We start from the raw sequence: 18,829 nt of genomic DNA, 5'->3' as shown, positions 1-18,829 counted from the left end.
ACGCGACGGTCGTCGGAGCGCCCACGTCCTCCCGCAGCCGGCGGCCGTCGGCGCGTCCACGTCCTGCCGGATCCGTCAGGAACACCTCATGCCACCTCAGCAGGAAGCACCCGTGAACAGCATCGTCGTCCCCTTCGAGCCCGACACCTCACCGGCCCCGCTGGAGCGGCTCGCGCACCACGAGGTGCTGGAGCGCTGGCACGCCGTCGACCGCTCGGCCCACGACCCCCGCATCGTGGCCGTCCCCGGTGACGACGGCGAGGGCTGGACCGCCGCCGCGCTCGTGACATCCCGCCCGCACACGGGCTACCTGAAGATCGTGGACGCCGTCGGCGACGTGCGGGCAGCCGTGGCAGCCGTCGTCGCCCACGCGCACGGCCGGGAGCTCGCGCAGGTCAAGTGGGAAGGATGGACGGCGCGCCCCGAGGACGCCGCCGCCTGCGGCTTCACCCCCCTGTGCCCTCCGCTCGGGCAGTCGGAGGAGGAGGCCGGGCCCGGCACCGGTTACGTGCGCTGGCTGCACGACGGCACGGTGACCGAGCCCCCGTACTACGGGCAGACCACGCACTTCACCTGCGGCGCGGTCACCGCCCTGGTCGCGCAGGCGCACGCGGGGACGCTGCGGCGGGACGAGCTCGACCGCCCGGCTGAGCTGACGCTGTGGCGCGGCGCGACCAACTTCCCCGCGTGCGAGCCCGTCGGGCTGGGCGTCGCCGTGCGCCGGGCGTGGCCGGCGTCCCCCGTCGAGGTCCATCTCGACACGGACGAGCCCGTCCTGCTCGGCCACCTCGCGGAGGGCGAGCAGGTGTGGCGCGCCCTGCTTCAGCGGGCCTCGCGCACGGACGCCGAACACGTCGGCGTACCCATCGATCCGCGCCACCTCCCCATGTCCGGCATCCGCAGCGTGATCGGCCGGCAGGGACATGTGCTGCTCCTGGTCTCGCTCGCCGGGATGCAGGGGTTCGACGTGCCGCACTGGGTGCTCTGCCACGGCGCCGTGCCCGGCGCCGTCGTGATCGAGGACCCGTGGTCCAACGCGGCAGCGGGGGACACCTGGGTGGACGCCCATCTGCTGCCCGTCCCCGACCCGGAGCTCGACACGATGTCGACGATGGCGCCGGACGACTTCCGCGGGGCCGTGACCATCGGCTGACGGCTGACGGCCGGTGAACCGCGGGTCCCGCCGGCCCGCACGTCATCTGTCGCGGGGCCGTGGCCGACGGGAGCCGTAGCCGCTACGCTGCCCGGCACAGCCCAGGGCACCGCCGTCGTCCCGCGCCGTCGAGGTGCCCCGTCTTCCGCCAGGGCGCATCCTGGCCGTTGAGAGGCTTCGCGGTGGTGTCCGGCTGCCGCCGTGACCGAGGGAGGTGACGCCGTGGCGGCTGGCTCTCACGATGCCGGAGGGTGGGACCGGGACTCGGTCCTCGCCCGGGCGCTGCTCTCCCAGGACGACATCGCGGTCCTGGAGCTCGACACGGAGTTCCGCCCCGTCCGTACGAACGCCGCCTACAAGGCGATGCGCCCGGACGGCGCGGGCGAGGAATGGCTGCTGGACCTGCCCGGCACCGGTGCCCACGGGACCGTACGGGCCTTCACGGCGCGGGTGGCTGGCACCGGGAGACCCGTGGTCGCGGCGGAGTACCCGCTCGGGCCGCCCGGATCCGACCGGGTGGTGTCGCTCACCTGCATCCGCCTCGACGGCCCCCTCGGGGCGCCGGTCGGGGTCGCGATCGCCGCCGTCGAGGTCACCGAGCGGCACAGGACCCAGCAGCGGCTGTCGGCGGCGTACCGCGACGCCTTCGAGATCGGCGGCTCGCTGGACGTCGTGAACAGCGCCCGCGACCTGGTCGCCGTTCTCGTGCCCGCCCTCGGTGACCTCGCGTGCGTCGAATTTCCCGAGGACGTCCTCAGAGGACGTGACCCGCAGCCCGGCTACATCGGCCGGGAGGCCTCGGCTCCGCGCCGTGTCGCGGTCAAGGCGGTGGACGGCACGTGGCCCGCCGCTCTGGCACAGGTCGGCGAAGCCCTTCCGTTCGTCCCCGAGCAGCCCGCGACCGCCGCCCCCGCAGTCGGGGGAGCGCTCATGGCGGACGCGGAGACCGCCCGTGCCTTCCTCGGCCACGACCCGGAGCTGATCGAGCGCTTCCTGCCGGAAGGACTGCGGCACGTGCTCGGCTGCCCCCTCCACCACCGCGGGCGGTTCTTCGGCTACGCTCAGGTGTACCGCGTGGACGATCCTGAACCGTTCTCGGACGCGGACGTCGAGCTCATGCAGGACCTGTGCCACCGCACTGCCCTCGCGATCGACAACGCCTTCCGGTTCACCCGCGAACACCGGACGGCCGTCGTCTTCCAGCAGAGCCTGCTGCCGCCCGCGGCCACCGAGACCGCGGCCGTCGAGACCGCCGGGGTCTATCTGCCCGCGGGCGGTGGGCTCAGCGTCGGCGGGGACTGGTACGACGCGTTCCCGATCTCGTCGCTGAGGATGGCCCTGGTCGTCGGTGACGTCATCGGCCACGGTCTGCAGGCGACCGCCACCATGGCCAGGCTGCGGACAGCGGTGCAGACCCTCGCCGACCTCGACCTGCCTCCGGACGAACTGCTCACCCGCCTCGACGACCTCGTCCAGCGCATGATGGGCGAGTCCGAAGAACCGGACACCGTCGGCGCCTCCTGCCTGTTCGCCGTCTACGACCCGGTGTCCAGGGTGTGCCAGATGGCCAGCGCCGGGCACCCGGCGCCGGTGATCGTGCTGCCCGACGGAAGCGCCGAGTACGCGCCCGTGATCCCCGGGCCGCCCCTGGGCGTCGGGGACATTCCCTTCGAGGTGTTCACCACGACGCTTCCGGTCGGCAGCGTGCTGGCCCTCTACACCGACGGCCTGCTCCGGCGCGACGAGGAAGCCGGCCGGACCAGCGCGATCGCGCAGGGAGCGGGACTCCCCGCGGAGCTGGGGCAGTTGGTGGCGACCGGCGACAGCCTCGACGACATCGCCTCCTGGATGACCGGCCGCCTCGCCGAACCTGAGCAGCTCGAGGACGATGTCACCCTCCTGCTCGCCCGTACGCGTGCGGTGGCCGAACAGGACACGGCTACCTGGGAGTACGCCGCCGACCCCGCGGCGGTCCACGACGCCCGTACCGACGTCCTCGGCCGGCTGGCCGTCTGGGGGCTGGAGAAGGAGGCCTTCGCCACCGAGCTCATCGTCAGTGAACTCGTCACGAACGCGATGCGCTACGCCAGCGGCCCCATCGTCCTCCGGCTCATCCGCGACCGGGTGCTCGTGTGCGAGGTCTCCGACCCCAGCAACACCCAGCCGCGCCTGCGCCGGGCACTGAACACGGACGAGGGCGGGCGGGGCCTGTTCCTGATCGCCCAGCTCTCCACGCGGTGGGGCTGCCGCTACGGTGCCCGGGGCAAGACGATCTGGACCGAGCAGGTGCTTGAATCGGGGTGATGAGGGGGCGAGGGGCCGAGTGAGGCGAACACGTCATCTCATCCGGCTTCGTCTCATCGGGGGTGGGTATGGACCGGACGGTCTTCGACGCCGTCAGGTACTCCGCGGTGTGCCAGGACTGCGATGCGGAGCTGGAGTGCTGGGGAGTGCAGGCCCTGGTGAACGGCCAGTTGCGCTGGGACGTCGAATCGGTCTGTTCCGCCTGCGGCTCTGCCACGTACGCGTGCGACGGCGACATACCGACGGAACGGCGAGCCCAGTTGCTCTCCGAGCATGGCCCCGCGTCGCTCCGGGTGAGCGCTCCGCCGGCTACGGGTGTCGCGGTCCTGCGCATGCTGCGGGCCGCGCTCGGCATCGACCTGCGTGACGCCAGAGCTGAGCTGCGCCGTGTGCTGGACGGTGACTACTCGGGAACGCTTCCCGAGATGGAGTATCTGGCCCGCGCGCTCCGGGAGTCCGGCATCCCCGCCACTGCCACGCGTCCTTGAGCGTCCGGTCCGGACGGCCCAGCCGGTTGTCCCGGTGCCACCCGAACCGGGGGTACCGCGTGGGCGCACGCCCGCATGCTGTCCGCACACTTCTGCGCCCGCGTGGTGAGAATCGACCAGTCCAGGTGAGCGTCACCCACGCGCGGGGCGGCCGGTGCGACCTAGCGTGGACGGTGCGCGGGCCTCGCGCCCCTCCCGCCTCCGCACTCACCGAGGACAGCACCCCATGCCGATGCAACCCTGGTTCCCCGACGCCAAGTTGGGCATCTTCATCCACTACGGGATCTACGCGGTCGACGGCGTCCCCGAGTCATGGGCGTTCTACACGGGACAGGTGCCGCACGAGCGGTACATGCGGCAGCTGGACGGTTTCACCGCGTCCAGGTACGACCCGGGCGCCTGGGCGGACCTGTTCGTTCGCGCCGGTGCCAGGTACGCCGTACTGACCGCGCGTCATCACGACGGTGTGGCGCTGTGGGACACCGCCCACGGCGACCTGGACGTCGTACGCCGCACACCCGCCGGACGCGACCTCGTGGCCGGTTACGCCGACGCCCTGCGGGAACGGGGCCTCAAGGTCGGCCTGTACTACTCGCACTCGGACTGGAACCACCCGGACTACGCGAGCGTGGTCCATCCCGAGCCGCCGACCGAGGACGTGGCCACCCACCCCCTCGTCACCCCGGAGGACGGCGTGGCCGACCCGGAGGCCTGGGCCAGGTTCGTCGCGTACCGCGACGCCCAGGTCGGGGAACTCGTGTCCCGCTACCGGCCCGACCTCCTGTGGTTCGACGGCGAATGGGAGCGCAGCGAGGAGCAGTGGGGGATGGGGGAGCTGGCCCGGCAGATCATCGCGGGGAACCCGGAGACCGTCCTCAACGCGCGCATGCTCAGCCACGGCGACTACGCCACCCCGGAACAGGGCGTACCGCTGCTGCCCCCGGACGGACCCTGGGAACTGTGCCTGACCGTCAACAACTCCTGGGGCTACCAGCACCACGACCACGACCAGAAGTCCGTCCGCCGGCTGGTGCGCTACTTCGCCGAGACGATCGGCGCGGGCGGCAACCTCCTGCTCGCCGTCGGACCGCGCGAGGACGGCACGATCCCCGCGGAACAGGCCGAGCGGCTGGAGGGCCTCGGGGCCTGGATCGCCAAGCACTCCGCCGCCGTGTACGGCACCGGGGCGGGCCTGCCGGCCGGGCACCACTACGGCCCCAGCACCCTCTCGGCCGACCGGCGCACCCTCCACCTGGTCTGCTTCGACACCCCCCGGGAGTCGGTCTCGCTGCGCGGCCTGCGCAACAAGGTCCGGCGGGTGAGCGTCCTCGGTACGGGCACCGAGCTGGCCCACCGCTTCACCGGAGGACTCGGCGACGTACCGGGCGTGCTGTGGATCGACGCGCCGAGCGGGACGGACCTCGACGAGCAGGCGACCGTGCTGAGTGTCGAACTCGACGGTGAGCTGGACCTGTACCGGGGCAGCGGCCGCAGCTGAGCCGCCCTGGTCGGTCAGCCGCCGGCGCGGACGGCGCGCGGGGAGGCGCCCAGTTCGCGCCGGCACGCCTTGTTGAAGGCCTGGAGGTCGTCCATGCCGACGGCCGCCGCGATCGCCTGGATCGGCAGCGTCGTCTCCCGCAGCAGATGGCGTGCCCGCTCCATCCGCCGGCGCCGGATGTACGCCACGACCGTGCCGCCGGTCTCCGCGCGGAACAGCCGGATCAGCTGGTTGTGAGACACCCCGGAGGCCCGCGCCACCTCCGGGACGAGCAGACGCTCCGCGAGATGCGACTCGATGTGCGCGACGGCGCCGGAGAACGAGGCGTGCGGTCCGCCGCCCCGCCCCTTCGGCTCGGCGAGCTCGGCCAGCCGCCACAGGGCCGCCCACACCTCGGCATCGGCCCGCCGCGCACTGCGCGGCGCGGCGGCGATGGCCCCCAGCAGCAGCCCGGCGAACTCCGGGGTCTGCGCGCCGGCGTCCTGGACCACCGGCACGGTGAGCGGCTCTCCCGTGCCCGGCAGCCGCAGATGCGCGTACAGGTGCTGGGACCGCCCGCGGTAGCGGTAGCGCACCTCGGCCCCCGGCGGGACCAGGCTGACGTGTCCGGGCCGCACGGCATGGAGCACTCCGTCGACGACCAGGTCGGCGCTGTACTGGTACAGGTGGAGCTGCCACAGGTCGGGGAGCCGGAAGACGTCGACCGCGCTCGTCGTCCCGTGGACGCCCCTGCCGAGGCTGAGCACGCGCGGCGGCTCGTCCAGCCGCACCGCGCAGGACCGCCCGGGCCGGACCCAGGCACTCTCCGTCATGCGAAAAATCTACCAGTGGCCCTGTCCGCCCACGGCACGGTCGTGCGGGGCCCGCGGAAAGACCATGACGCCCCACCCGCCAGCCCGTCAGGCGCGTACCAGCTTCGCCTTCTTCTCGCTCTTCCAGAAGCCGGAGAACGTGATGCGGTCCTTCGGGAGGCCCGCGCGGACGAGGTGACGGCGGCCCTCGGTGGCGAGCGTCGACTCGCCGACGACGAACGCGTAACCCGCCTCGTCGACGGTCTCGTGGCGGCGGAGTTCCTCCAGTGCGGCGGCGCCGGGCACCGCGGTCGCGTCGTCGCGGACCACCCAGGTCACGGAGACACCGGCCGGTGCGTCGAGCGGGCGGCGGTCCTCGGCGAGCGGGATCTCCTGGATGACGCGTCCCGTGGTGTCGCGCGGGAGGGAGCGCAGGATGCCGGCGGTCGACGGCAGGCCGCTCTCGTCGGCGACCACGAGCACCTCGGAGGCGTCCTCCGGGCGGTCGAAGATGAGGCCCTGGTCCAGCACGGCGACCGGATCGCCGGAGCCGGCCGCGCAGGCCCAGATCGCCGCGGCGCCCTCGGGCTCACCCTCCGGGCCGCAGTGCACGACGAAGTCGATGTCCATCTCGGCCGCTTCGGGGCGGAAATCGGCGACGGTGTAGTTGGCGCAGTGCGGCCGCACGTCCTGCGGAATGGCGTAATAGGGGTCCCACCATCGCGAGCCCGAGAGCTCGGGAAGCACGAAGTCCGCCTGGTGAGGCAGGCGCAGGAAGAGACGGAACCAGTGGTCGTACCCCAGCCAGGGGAAGTCGGCGAGATTGGCGCCGGTGATGGTCACCCGTTGTATCGACGGGGAGAAGCGCTCGCTGCGGACCACTTCGCCACGGAACAGACCGGGTTGCTTGGGCATGAGCCTGGGGGTTTTCGACACGCAATGAAGGGTAGCCTAAGCTAAGTTTCCGTCAAACCCCTGGTGCGCCACAGAAAATCGTGAGAGCTCCCCGCCGGGCGAGGTGAGTACGGCCGGAGCGCCGACCGGCGGAGACACCGGGGCCGCCAGACCCGTGTCCCGCGCTCGGCCATCTGTCCCCGCACCGGTGGCCTGGTCTACGGCTTGTGCTCCTGCCGCCGCACCATCTCGTCGATCCAGACGGGCGCGAACGGAGACGTGCAACCGGGGGAGACCGGGTAGTCCTTGAGCACTCCCAGACGCTCGCCGATCCCGATCGCATGGGCGCGGTGCTCCGGGTGCTCGATGCCGATCCGGGCCAGGCAGTGGTTCATCGCCCACTGCAGTCGGTCCGGGGCGTCCGCGAGCTCCGCCTCGATGACGTCCAGCAGCCCTTCGAGGTCGAGGCCCCCGGGCTTCTTCGCCACGCGTTCCGTGGTCAGAGCCCATCCGGCACTCGCGACCACCGGGTCCGGGTCGGCCGACCAGGACACGCGCAGCTCCTCGGAGTGCGGGCTCTTCTTCACCACGTGGTTCACGAGCCAGTCGTGCACCTTGGGGGTGCCCGCCTCGCGGATCATGGCGTCCAGCTCGTCCAGCTCGTCCCGCTCGAACGCCTTCGGGCGGCAGATGAGCGTCGTGAGCAGTCGCGCCGCCGTGTCACCCGTGCCCCAGAGCTCGCGCGCGAGGTCCTGCCGGGTCTTCAGCCGCTTCGCCAGTGCGCGCAGCCTGCCGAGATTCACGCCGTGATCGTCGCCGTGTCTCTCGTTGACCGCGCGCACCTTCGGGTCGTCGAGCGCGGCCAGCTCGGCCATCACCTCGGCCACCGTCGTCTCCGCCACCTGGGCCTCCTCGGTCTCCGGTCCCGCACCTGCGAGCAGCCTACGGCGCACTCCCCGGCGGCCGGCCGGGAGTGCCTGCGCGAGATCGCGGACGGCGAGCCCGGCAGTGCGCGCGCCCCGCCGCCGGGCGGGGCGGGCCTCACCCCGACGGCGTACACCCGCTCGTACGGCCCCGGGGCGCGGGCGAGAGTGGCACAGACCGTGCACCTGTGCCGCGTGCCCGGCCACCGCATGCCGGCTGTGAGGGAGATCCAGATGTCCCGGACCACGGAACCCCGTCCCGAGCACCGGGCAGACGGGGACGGCCGACGGCATCCGGTGCTCGCCCGGTGAGCCGGCCCCACGGAGCTGCCGCATGACGCACCCCGGCACGCTCGTCCTGATCATGGCGGCAGCCGTACTGGCGCCGCTGCTCGTGTACGCGACCGGACGCAGGCTGCGGATTCCGCTGGTGATCTTCGAGATCGCCCTCGGAATCCTCATCGGCCCCGACGTGCTCGGCTGGGCGCACACGGACACGGTCATCGACACCCTCGCCGACCTCGGGCTGTCCATGCTGATCTTCCTCGCCGGTTACGAGATCCAGTTCGCGGCGGTGCGCGGCGAGACCCTGCGCCGATCCCTGTGGGCCTGGCTGATCTCGCTCGCCGCCGGCATCGGGCTGGCCATGCTCATCACCGCAGGCCAGGTGTTCGAGGCGTTCGTCATCGGTACCGCGCTGACCAGCACGGCCCTCGGCACGGTGCTGCCGATGCTGCGTGACCGGGGGGAGCTGAAGGGCCGCTTCGGCACGGTCATGACGGCGTTCGGAGCCGTCGGCGAGTTCGGTCCCGTCGTCGCCATGGCGCTGCTGCTCAGCGGGCGTCGCCCGGCCGAGTCGGCGGCCCTGCTGGCCGCGTTCGGGGTGATCGCCGCCGCGGCCGTCTTCTGGGCGACACGGCCCCGGCCGCCGTGGTTCACACGGCTGACGGAACGGACCCTGCACAGCAGCGGACAGTTCGCCGTCCGGTTCGTGATGCTGCTGCTCGCGTGCATGCTGGGCCTCGCCGAAGTGTTCGGCCTGGACGTGCTGCTGGGCGCGTTCGCCGCGGGCATCCTCACCCGCCTCGTCCTGCACAGGGCCGCGCCCGAGAGCAGCGAAGAGATCCTCGGCAAGGTGGAGGCGATGGGCTTCGGCTTCCTCGTACCCCTGTTCTACGTCGTCACCGGCATCGAGTTCGACCTGGACGCGCTCCTGCACGACGTGGCCGCCCTGCTGGTGGTGCCGTTGTTCCTGCTGCTGTTCGTGCTGGTGCGGGGCGGCCCGGTGTACGCGTTCGCTCCGAAGGACCTGGGCTCCGCCGACCGGGCGGGCCTGGCCCTCTACGCCTCGACGTGCCTGCCCCTGGTCGTCGCGATCACGACCATCGGCCTGGACCAGAAGCTCCTCGAATCCAACGAGGCGGCGTCGCTGGTCGGTGCCGCGATGCTGTCGGTCCTCGTGCTGCCGCTGCTCGCGACGCGACTGCGGGCGAGGGCCGACGGGCCGGGCCGGGCGCCGGCCCCCACCGACGAGGCGGCCGGCACCGAGGCGTGGTGAGGGCGCTTCGCCGGGCCGCGCCGTGTGACTCGACCCATAGGCCGCAGATCACATACGAGGCGCGGTAGTAGGGCCCGGTGCACGGGCCCGCCGTGTTCGACCGCCCGGGCCGGCCCGACGGGCACGGCCTACGCAGGCGCGTAGTACCACCGCTCCTTGCCGTCGCTCCGGCGTGCCGTCAACCATGGATTCACGCCCCGGGAGCAGTCGCCGCGGACCGGCCGGTCACCGCGGAGCCGTACACACGGACCTCGCCGCGCACCGCCGCCCCGCTGCCGCAGCCCGGTGGCCGTCCTGCCGTCAGACCGAGGAGAGTGCTTCATCCGTACGTCCGCCACGCCCCTGACCACCGCCTCCCGTGCCGCCCGGATCCGCAGGTTCTCGGTTTCCGGACTGTGCGCCGCAGGAGCCGCCGCAGCCGCCCTGACCCTCGCCCCGTCCCCCGCGCACGCCGCCGAGCCCGCCTCGCACAGCGTGTCCACGGCCGGAGCCTCGGCGGACAAGGACAAGCTGGACGGCTGGATCCGGGAGTCCCTGGAGATCATGGACGAGGAGGGGATCCCCGGCACCTACGAGGGCCTGCACCGCAACATCATGCGCGAGTCCGGCGGCGACCCCGACGCCTCCAACGGCTGGGACGTCAACGCGCAGAACGGCACCCCCTCCAAGGGGCTGCTCCAGATGATCCAGCCGACCTTCGAGGCGTACCACGTCGACGGTACGCCGAAGGACCTGACCGACCCGGTGGCCAACATCACCGCGGCCGCCAACTACGCGGCCGACAAGTACGGCTCCATCGACAACGTCGACTCGGCCTACTGAGCACGACCGCCCCGGACCGGCAACGCGCCGGTCAGTCGGTGAGGCCCAGCGCCCCCGCCGCCTGGATCGCCAGCCAGACCTCGGCCATCGCGCCCGTGGACGACAGATCGCGGTCGGCGAGAGCGCCGAAACGGCGCAGCCGGTAGGCGAGGGTGTTCGGATGGATGTGCAGCGCCGCCGCGGCCGACTCGGTGCGGCGGTCGCGCTCCATCCAGGTACGGACGGAGACCAGCAGATGCGAGTCGTGGGCCTCGTCGTACCGCAGGACACCGCCGAGCACGTGCTCCACCAGCGCGGTCAGCACGGCGGGATCGTCGGGCAGCCACCGGCCCGTCGCGTCGTCGCCGTACCGCACGACCGGACGGCCGGACTCCACGGCCTTCGACACGGCCCAGAGCGCCTCGCGCTCGGCGATCTTCAGCGCGACGCCCGGCGCGAAGGGACGGCTCATCCCCGCCGCCACGCCGGCCAGCCCGCCCACGGCCTCCGCCAGCTCCGGCGCGCCCAGGACATAACGGTCCTCGCCCCTGGTGAGCAGCAGATGCGGATGATCCTCCAGGCAGCTCAGCAGCGCCTCGTCCGTGGTGCGGCGGACCACCAGCAGCGCGGCGTCCCCCTCGATCCGGTGCCGGGCGAGCCGGCGTCTGGCCGTATCGGGGTCGATCACCTCCTGCAACAGCTCGGCCAGTGTCTCCGCTCCCTCACGGCGCAGCACCTCGCGCTCGTTCCGCACCATCGCCAGCCGCAGCGCCGCCACCGTGGCGATGTGCTGGACGACGGCGAGCCCCGCGGGCTGGGCGCCCTGACGCTCGTACGCCACGAGGAAGCCCGCCGGGCCGCCGGGCGCGGGCACCGGGAGCACGAAGCCGCCGGGCACCGTGGGCGGAGCGTCGACGGAAGCGGGCAGGACCCCGGGATCGGGTGTGGGGACACCGGGCAGCAGGGGACGGCCCTGCGGTGTGCAGAGGTAGACGTCGTACCCCGACAGCCCTTCGAGCCTGCGCAGCAGTGCCGGGGTGTCGAGGTTCTCGGCGACCAGCCAGCGCAGGGAGCCGAAGACCTGGAGCTGCGCGCCCAGCCGGTGCCGGGCGTCCTCCTGGACCGAGGCCGCGACCTCCTGGGCCACGGCGATGAAGGGGACGGCGAGCGGGACCTCCAGGACAGGGAAGCCCCGCTCCTCGGCCGCCTCGAAGAACGCGTCGTGGAGCGGCGGCATGTGCAGTTGCGCCGACAGGGCGAGACCGGACACGCCCGCGTCGTCCAGCCGCTCCAGATACGCGCGCTGCTCCGCCGCGCCCCGGGGGACGGCCAGGCCCGTCGTCATCATCAGCTCGGCGCCCAGCAGCCAGGGGGTCGGATCGGCGAGCTCGCTCGCGTGGGCCCACGAGACGGACCGGCGGAGGCCGCCGCTGCCCGCCTTCACCGAGAGCTGGAGCGCCGGGAAGGAGAGGAGATCCTCGACCGTGAGTTTGTTGCTGGCCACAGACCGGACCCTACATCTTTGTGCTGACCACAGTTGTCGCTGATCGTCGGCGGGCCACAGACTGCTGGGACCCCTACGCACGAACGGAAGGTGAAGTGTCCGTGACGAACTCGATCACCGAAATCGAGACCAATGGTGTCGAGCGGATCCCGGACGAGGACCGCACGGCCCGCCCGCTCGATCTGTTCCGGCTCGCCTTCGGCGGCGCCAACACCTTCGCGACCTGCGTGCTGGGCGCGTTCCCGATCCTCTTCGGTCTCTCCTTCTGGCAGGGGCTCGCCGCGACCGTCCTCGGTCTCCTCGCGGGCGCGCTGCTGCTGGCCCCGATGGCGCTCTTCGGACCGGCCAACGGCACGAACAACGCCGTCTCCTCCTCCGCGCACCTGGGTGTGCACGGCCGGGTCGTCGGCTCGTTCCTCTCGCTGCTGACCGCGATAGCCTTCTTCTCGATCTCGGTGTGGTCCTCGGGCGACGCGCTCGTGGGCGGTGCCCACCGGCTCGTGGACGTGCCCGAGTCGGACGTCACCTACGGGATCGCGTACGCCCTCTTCGCCGTCCTCGTGCTGGTCGTCTGCATCTACGGCTTCCGGTTCATGCTGCTGGTCAACAAGATCGCGGTACTGGCCGCCTCCGCGCTCTTCGTCCTCGGGGCGTTCGCCTTCGCCGGCGACTTCGACCCCGGTTACGCGGGCGCCTTCGCCTCGACCGCGGACCCGCTGTTCTGGCCCTCGTTCATCGGTGCCGCGCTGATCGTGCTCTCCAACCCGGTCTCCTTCGGCGCGTTCCTCGGCGACTGGTCCCGCTACATCCCGTCCGGGACCCCGCGCCGCCGGGTGATGGGCGCCGCGTTCCTCGCCCAGGTCGCCACCCTGCTGCCGTTCCTCTTCGGCCTGGCCACCGCGTCGATCATCGCCACCAAGGCCGCGAAGTACGTCGATCCTGCCGCCCCCAACTACGTCGGCGGGCTGCTCGCGATCTCGCCCGGCTGGTACTTCCTGCCGCTCTGCCTGATCGCCCTGATCGGCGGTCTCTCCACCGGCACGACGGCCCTCTACGGCACGGGCCTGGACTTCTCCAGCGTCTTCACCCGCTTCAGCCGCGTCCAGGCCACCTTCTTCATCGGCGTCCTGTCCATCGCCTTCATCTTCGTGGGCCGCTTCGCCCTCAACCTCGCGCAGTCCATCTCCACCTTCGCGACGCTGATCATCACCTGCACCGCACCGTGGATGATCGTGATGGCCCTCGGCTACGTCACCCGGCGCGGCTGGTACGACGCGGAGGCGCTCCAGGTTTTCAACCGCCGCCAGCGCGGTGGCCGCTACTGGTTCACGCACGGCTGGAACTGGCGCGGCATGTCCACCTGGCTCGTCTCGGCCGTCGTGGCGCTCCTCTTCACCAACCTGCCCGGCCAGTTCGTCGGCCCGCTCGGCGACCTCGCCGACGGCGCGGACATCTCCCTGCCGGTCGGCCTGGTCCTCGCGACCGTCCTCTACCTCACCCTGCTCAGGCTCTTCCCCGAGCCGCGCGCCGTGTACGGACCGGACGGACCCCGCTTCGTCCGGGCCTCGGACACCCCCGTGCCCCCGATCACCAGCGACACGGAGAAGAGCCTCCCCGAGACCGCAGCGGCCGGCTGACCCGCGCCGCCACCCCCGACCGGGCGTTCCGGCCATGGCCGGAACGCCCGTGACCAGGAGCAGAACATGAGCACCACCACCGTCCAGGAGGTCCGCGACGCCGCCGGCGCGCTCGTCGCGGCCTTCGCCGAAGGCCGCGTCGACGACTACTTCGGCGCCTTCGCCCCCGAAGCGACCTTCGTCTTCCACACCACCCCCCAGCGCCTCGGCTCCACGGCGGAGTACCGCGCCCTCTGGCAGCAGTGGGAGGAGCAGGACGGCTTCCGGATACTCGGCTGCGTCTCGTCCGCCCAGCTGATCCAGCCCTTCGGCGACACCGCCGTCTTCAGCCACGACGTCGAGACACGGGTCGCCACGCACGCGGGTGAGGAGACGGTCCACGAGCGGGAGACCATCGTCTTCGCCCGGGCCGCCGACGGCCGCTGGAGCGCCGTCCACGAGCACCTTTCCGCCCGCACCACCGTCTGACCAGGAGCGACGTTCCATGAGCACCACCTTCCGCAACTACATCGACGGTGCGTTCGCCGACGCCCGTGACGGCCGCACGCTCGACGTGGTGGACCCCACCACGGGCGCCGTCTACGCGACCTCCCCGCTCTCCGGCGCGGCGGACGTCGACGCGGCGATGGCGGCCGCGGCCGCCGCGTTCCCGGTCTGGCGCGACACCACCCCCGCCGTGCGCCAGCGCGCGCTCCTGAAGATCGCCGACGCGATGGAGGCGCGGGCGGACGAGCTGGTCGCCGCGGAGAGCCGCGACACCGGCAAGCCGCTCCACCTCACCCACAGCGAGGAACTCGCCCCCGCCATCGACCAGGTGCGCTTCTTCGCGGGCGCGGCACGGATGCTGGAGGGCCGCTCGGCCGGCGAGTACATGGAGGGTCTGACCTCCATCATCCGGCGCGAGCCGGTCGGCGTGTGCGCCCAGGTCGCGCCCTGGAACTACCCGCTGCTGATGGCGGTCTGGAAGTTCGCCCCGGCGCTCGCCGCGGGCAACGCGGTCGTGCTCAAGCCCTCGGACACCACCCCCGCGTCCACGGTCCTGATCGCCGAGATCATCGGCGGGGTGCTCACCGAGCTGGAACTGCCCCGCGGCATCTTCAACGTGGTCTGCGGCGACCGTGACACCGGTCGCCTGATGGTGGAGCACCCCACCCCGGCGATGGCGTCCATCACCGGTTCCGTACGGGCCGGTATCCAGGTCGCCCAGAGCGCGTCCAAGGACGTCAAGCGGGTCCACCTGGAGCTCGGCGGCAAGGCTCCCGCCGTGGTCTTCGAGGACGCGGACCTGGCGAAGGCGGTCGAGGACCTGGTGGTCGGCGGCTTCTTCAACGCGGGCCAGGACTGCACGGCCGCCACCCGCATCCTCGTCCACGAGTCGGTCCACGACGAGTTCGTCGCCGCCCTCGCCAAGGCGGCGGCCGACACGAGGACCGGGCAGCCGGACGACGAGGACGTGCTGTACGGCCCGCTCAACAACGCCGGACAGCTCGCCCAGGTCAGCGGTTTCGTCGAGCGGCTGCCCGAGCACGCCACGGTCGAGGCGGGCGGCCACCGGGTCGGCGACAAGGGCTACTTCTACGCCCCCACCGTCGTCTCCGGCCTGCGCCAGGACGACGAGATCGTCCAGAACGAGGTCTTCGGCCCGGTCATGACGGTCCAGTCCTTCACCGACGAGGCCCAGGCCGTGGAGTTCGCCAACGGCGTCGACTACGCCCTGGCCTCCTCCGTGTGGACCAAGGACCACGCACGGGCGATGCGCATGTCGAAGAACCTCGACTTCGGCTGCGTGTGGATCAACACCCACATGGCACTCGTCGCCGAGATGCCGCACGGCGGGTTCAAGAAGTCCGGCTACGGCAAGGACCTCTCCGCGTACGGCTTCGAGGACTACACCCGGATCAAGCACGTCATGACCTCGCTCTGACCCAGCTCCGGTATCGGTACGTCCGCCGCCCCGCCCGTCACCGGGCCGGGCGGCGGACGTGTCCGCGGGCGAGCGGGCGAACACTATGAACGCAATGAGCGGGAGTCTGTCCCGCTCACCGAGGTGCTCCCTAACATCCCGGGCTGCGGCGCAACTTCGCGCCCAGGACCCACAGGAGCCGCGCCTTGAACACGCCCGACGCACCCCCGGACACCTCTCGGCCGCTCCGGCGCCGCTCCACCGCCCTGATCGCTGCCGGGCTCGCGGCGGTGCTCCTCGGCCCGCTCGGCAACGCCACAGCCGTCGCGCGGACCGAGCGCCCCACCCCCACCGCCTGCCCGGAACGCCTGGCGGCGAAGGCGCGGTGCTACACGGGGCAGGACGCCGACGGGGCCCACTACGCGATCGCGGTCCCCGCACGATGGAACGGCTCTCTCGTCGTGCACGCCCACGGGGGCCCCGATCTGGGCGACTCCTCCGACCCCGCCCGCAGCACCGACGACCTCGCACGCTGGGCCGTCATGGTCGACGAGGGATACGCCTGGGCCGGCTCCTCCTACCGCCGCGGCGGATACGGGACACGCATGGCCGCCGCCGACACCGAGAACGTACGCCGCCTGTTCGTCGCGGAGTTCGGCCCGCCCGGGCGGACCTACGTCCACGGCCAGTCCTGGGGCGGAAACGTCGCCGCGAAGGTGGTGGAGACGTACGGTTCGCGGCCCGGGGCCTACGACGGGGCGCTGCTGACCAGCGGAGTCCTCGGCGGCGGCTCGCGCGGCTACGACTACCGCGTGGACCTGCGCGTGGTCTACCAGTACTACTGCCGGAACCATCCTCGGCCGTCCGAGCCGCAGTACCCGCTCTGGCAGGGACTGCGCGCGGGCTCGACCATGACGAGCGAGGGGCTGCGCGCCCGCCTCCAGGAGTGCACCGGCCACACCTCCGCCCCCGAGGACCGCACCGCGCTCCAGCAGCGCAACCTCGACGACATCCTGTCCGTCACCGGCATCCCCGAGCGCTCCCTGGAGTCCCATCTGCGGTTCGCGACCTTCACCTTCCGCGACCTCGTGTCGAACAGGCTCGGAGGCCGGAACCCCTTCGGCAACCGCGGGGTGCGGTACACCGGTTCACACGACGACCAGGCCCTCGACGCCGGAGTCGAGCGCTTCACGGCCGACCCCACCGCACGCCGGGACCTCTCCTACGACAGCGACCTCACGGGCCGGATCTCCCTCCCCGTCCTCACCCTGCACGCGATCGGCGATCCGACGGCCTTCGTCGAGCACGAGGCGGCCTACCGCGACACGCTCCGGGGCGCCGGCCGTGCGGGCGATCTCGTCCAGACGTTCACCACGGAGACCGAACACAGCGCGCTGAGCGACTCGGAGTACGCGGGCTCCCTCGCCGCCCTGGACAGGTGGGTGCGCTCGGGCAGCAGGCCGACGGCGCGCTCGGTCGCCGCCTCCTGCACCACGTTCGACCGGACCTACGGGAGCGGCTGCTTCTACGACGACGGCTTCCGGCCCCAGGCGTACGCCTCCCGGGTCCGGCCCCGGCCCGGCGGGCTCTCCTGGCCCGCCATGACCGCCGCCCAGGAGCGGGCATGGAGCCGGATCCCCGGTGTGGGCATCGCGCCCTGAGCCGGGTGCCTTCCGCGCGGCCGGCCCGGCAGCGCGCGGACCGGCGGGGGTCCGTCGCGATGTCGGGCACCTCGCAGGAGCTCGCCCACGACGAACGGCTCCGGCAGATCTATCCCGGACTCCGAGGCGGCTCCGCACCGGAGGCGACGGCCGCGAGCTCCTCGGGGGTGCGCGGCCCCGGTGCCCCCGCGTCCAGCAGTCCGTGGGCGCGCAACAGCCGGGCCGTGGCGATGCCCCAGGGCAGCCGCAGCCCCGCCTCCCGCAGGAGATCCGTCCGGGCCAGCACCGTGGGCGCGGGACCGGAGCGGACACCTCCCGGGGTGAGGACCGCGCAGTCGTCGGCCCAGCGCAGGGCGAGATCGACGTCGTGCGTGGCCATCACCACGGTCGTGCCGCTCGCGCGGAGCGTGCCGAGGGTGTCGAGCAGCCGCTCCTGGCCGTCCGGGTCGAGCCCGGCGGTCGGCTCGTCGAGGATCAGCACACGCGGGCGCATCGCGACCGCCCCCGCGATGGCGGTCCGCTTGCGCTGGCCGTAGGAGAGGAGATGGGTCGGGCGGTCGGCCAGGTGCGTGATGTCGAGGGCGGCGAGCGCCTCGTCCACCCTGCCCCGGACCTCGGTGTCGGACAGCCCCAGATTCAGGGGCCCGAACGACACGTCCTGCGCGACGGACGCGGCGAACAACTGGTCGTCCGGGTCCTGCACGACCAGCTGCACCGTCGTCCGCAGCCGGGTCAGCCCCTTGCGGTCGTAGGTGACCGGGTTCCCCTGGACCGTCAACAGGCCCTCGTGCGGGCGCAGTCCGCCGCTGAGCAGCCGCATCAGGGTGGTCTTGCCACTGCCGTTGCGGCCGAGCAGGGCGAGCGCACGGTCCTCGCGGGCCTCGAAGTCGAGGCCGCTCAGCACCACCGGCCCGTCCTCGTAGGCGAAGGACGCGCCCCGCAGGGCGAGGAGTACGGAATCGCTCATGACAGCGGCCTTTCCAGGACGAGGGTCAGGGCGGCGAGCGCCGCGAGCAGCGTGACGCTCGCGGCCGTGAACCTGACGGAGACGCGGGCCTCGGGCACCAGGACGCGCAAGGTGCCGTCGTAACCGCGCCCGGCGAGCCCCGCCTGGAGCCGGGCCGCGCGGTCGAAGGCCCTGACGAACGCGGTGGCGCCGAGCCCGGCCAGGGAACGCCAGGCCGCGGCCCGGCCGGTGTGGCCGAGCCGGGCGGCCTGCGCCTGCCTGATCCGGCGCATCGAGTCGAGCAGCAGGAAACTCATCCGGTACGTCACCAGGGCGACGTCCACCACCGGCGCGGGCACCCCCGCCCGGACCAGACGGGGCAGCAGGTCGGACATCGGGGTGGTGAAGGCGAACAACAGGACACCGAGGGAAGCGGCCGAGGTGCGCAGCAGCAGCTCCCCGGCGCGTACGGGACCGCCGTCGGCCAGGGAGAGAAGCCCCTCGGGGCCGCCGACCTGGACGAGGAGGGTGGCGGCCCCCGTGGCGCAGAAGCCCAGCGGCACCCGGTAGGCCCGCCACAGCCGGCGCCCGGGCACGCCCGCCGGGCCCAGCAGCACGGCGAGCGCGGTGACGAGGACGAGCGCGGCTCCGGGCCAGGGCGGCAGCGAGATCGCCAGCACCGTGAAACCGAGACCGAGCACGGCCTTGTCCAGGGGATGGCGGCGGCGCCAGCGACTGCTGTGCGCCGCCGCGTCGATCGGCAGCACC

16 protein-coding genes are annotated in these 18,829 nt (G+C 72.5%); 10 read left to right on the top strand and 6 right to left on the bottom strand.

Annotated elements, in window-relative coordinates; all coding sequences use genetic code 11:
• Positions 1–88 precede the first annotated feature (88 nt).
• The 4 genes from AMK10_RS23750 to AMK10_RS23735 all read left to right on the top strand — a co-directional run bounded on the left by AMK10_RS23750 (position 89) and on the right by AMK10_RS23735 (position 5,443).
• Positions 89–1,153, top strand: a complete 1,065-nt coding sequence (locus AMK10_RS23750; protein WP_073749920.1) for a peptidase C39 family protein — start codon at positions 89–91, stop codon at positions 1,151–1,153.
• 222 nt (positions 1,154–1,375) lie between these two features.
• Complete coding sequence (locus AMK10_RS23745; protein WP_073749919.1) at positions 1,376–3,457, top strand: SpoIIE family protein phosphatase; 2,082 nt, start codon at positions 1,376–1,378, stop codon at positions 3,455–3,457.
• Between the two features lie 68 nt (positions 3,458–3,525).
• Complete coding sequence (locus tag AMK10_RS23740) at positions 3,526–3,945, top strand: hypothetical protein (RefSeq protein ID WP_073749918.1); 420 nt, start codon at positions 3,526–3,528, stop codon at positions 3,943–3,945.
• Positions 3,946–4,171: 226 nt separating this feature from the next.
• Positions 4,172–5,443 (top strand): alpha-L-fucosidase, encoded by a 1,272-nt coding sequence (locus AMK10_RS23735; RefSeq protein ID WP_073749917.1) that lies wholly within the window; start codon positions 4,172–4,174, stop codon positions 5,441–5,443.
• Between the two features lie 14 nt (positions 5,444–5,457).
• Here AMK10_RS23735 and AMK10_RS23730 read toward each other — a convergent pair whose 3' ends face one another.
• The 3 genes from AMK10_RS23730 to AMK10_RS23720 all read right to left on the bottom strand — a co-directional run bounded on the left by AMK10_RS23730 (position 5,458) and on the right by AMK10_RS23720 (position 8,030).
• Positions 5,458–6,255: an AraC family transcriptional regulator gene (locus tag AMK10_RS23730; protein WP_073749916.1), complete on the bottom strand. Its 798-nt coding sequence runs from the start codon at positions 6,253–6,255 to the stop codon at positions 5,458–5,460.
• 87 nt (positions 6,256–6,342) lie between these two features.
• On the bottom strand, positions 6,343–7,170 hold the full coding sequence (locus tag AMK10_RS23725; RefSeq protein WP_073749915.1) for a siderophore-interacting protein: 828 nt from the start codon (positions 7,168–7,170) through the stop codon (positions 6,343–6,345).
• 176 nt (positions 7,171–7,346) lie between these two features.
• Entirely contained in the window at positions 7,347–8,030 is a 684-nt protein-coding gene (locus AMK10_RS23720) for a DNA alkylation repair protein (protein ID WP_073749914.1), read from the bottom strand.
• 355 nt (positions 8,031–8,385) lie between these two features.
• Between AMK10_RS23720 and AMK10_RS23715 the strand changes: the two genes are divergently transcribed.
• Together AMK10_RS23715 and AMK10_RS23710 are read left to right on the top strand one after the other, a co-directional pair.
• Positions 8,386–9,609: a cation:proton antiporter gene (locus AMK10_RS23715; protein ID WP_073749913.1), complete on the top strand. Its 1,224-nt coding sequence runs from the start codon at positions 8,386–8,388 to the stop codon at positions 9,607–9,609.
• A 156-nt stretch (positions 9,610–9,765) separates the two neighbouring features.
• Complete coding sequence (locus AMK10_RS23710; protein ID WP_241839645.1) at positions 9,766–10,431, top strand: transglycosylase SLT domain-containing protein; 666 nt, start codon at positions 9,766–9,768, stop codon at positions 10,429–10,431.
• Positions 10,432–10,462: 31 nt separating this feature from the next.
• Here the strand turns inward: AMK10_RS23710 and AMK10_RS38535 are convergent, their stop codons facing one another.
• Positions 10,463–11,914: a PucR family transcriptional regulator gene (locus AMK10_RS38535; protein WP_073749912.1), complete on the bottom strand. Its 1,452-nt coding sequence runs from the start codon at positions 11,912–11,914 to the stop codon at positions 10,463–10,465.
• Positions 11,915–12,015: 101 nt separating this feature from the next.
• Between AMK10_RS38535 and AMK10_RS23700 the strand changes: the two genes are divergently transcribed.
• From AMK10_RS23700 to AMK10_RS23685, 4 genes are all read left to right on the top strand, one after another.
• Positions 12,016–13,551: a purine-cytosine permease family protein gene (locus AMK10_RS23700; RefSeq protein ID WP_073750178.1), complete on the top strand. Its 1,536-nt coding sequence runs from the start codon at positions 12,016–12,018 to the stop codon at positions 13,549–13,551.
• 66 nt (positions 13,552–13,617) lie between these two features.
• The gene (locus tag AMK10_RS23695; protein ID WP_073749911.1) at positions 13,618–14,019 is read left to right on the top strand and encodes a YybH family protein; all 402 of its coding nucleotides are present in this window, start codon (positions 13,618–13,620) and stop codon (positions 14,017–14,019) included.
• 16 nt (positions 14,020–14,035) lie between these two features.
• The gene (locus AMK10_RS23690) at positions 14,036–15,475 is read left to right on the top strand and encodes a gamma-aminobutyraldehyde dehydrogenase (protein WP_073749910.1); all 1,440 of its coding nucleotides are present in this window, start codon (positions 14,036–14,038) and stop codon (positions 15,473–15,475) included.
• A gap of 185 nt (positions 15,476–15,660) precedes the next feature.
• Positions 15,661–17,115, top strand: coding sequence for a hypothetical protein (locus AMK10_RS23685; RefSeq protein WP_073749909.1), 1,455 nt, complete (start codon positions 15,661–15,663; stop codon positions 17,113–17,115).
• Between the two features lie 109 nt (positions 17,116–17,224).
• Here AMK10_RS23685 and AMK10_RS23680 read toward each other — a convergent pair whose 3' ends face one another.
• Positions 17,225–18,082: an energy-coupling factor ABC transporter ATP-binding protein gene (locus AMK10_RS23680; RefSeq protein WP_073749908.1), complete on the bottom strand. Its 858-nt coding sequence runs from the start codon at positions 18,080–18,082 to the stop codon at positions 17,225–17,227.
• On the bottom strand, positions 18,079–18,828 hold the full coding sequence (gene cbiQ, locus AMK10_RS23675; protein WP_073749907.1) for a cobalt ECF transporter T component CbiQ: 750 nt from the start codon (positions 18,826–18,828) through the stop codon (positions 18,079–18,081). The genes AMK10_RS23680 and cbiQ overlap by 4 nt, the downstream gene beginning before the upstream one ends.
• Position 18,829 lies beyond the last annotated feature (1 nt).

The organism is Streptomyces sp. CB02058, assembly GCF_001905505.1.
Classification (GTDB): Bacteria; Actinomycetota; Actinomycetes; order Streptomycetales; family Streptomycetaceae; genus Streptomyces.
Note: the sequence above shows the minus strand (reverse complement) of the source record. Positions and strands in the feature narration are given on the sequence as shown.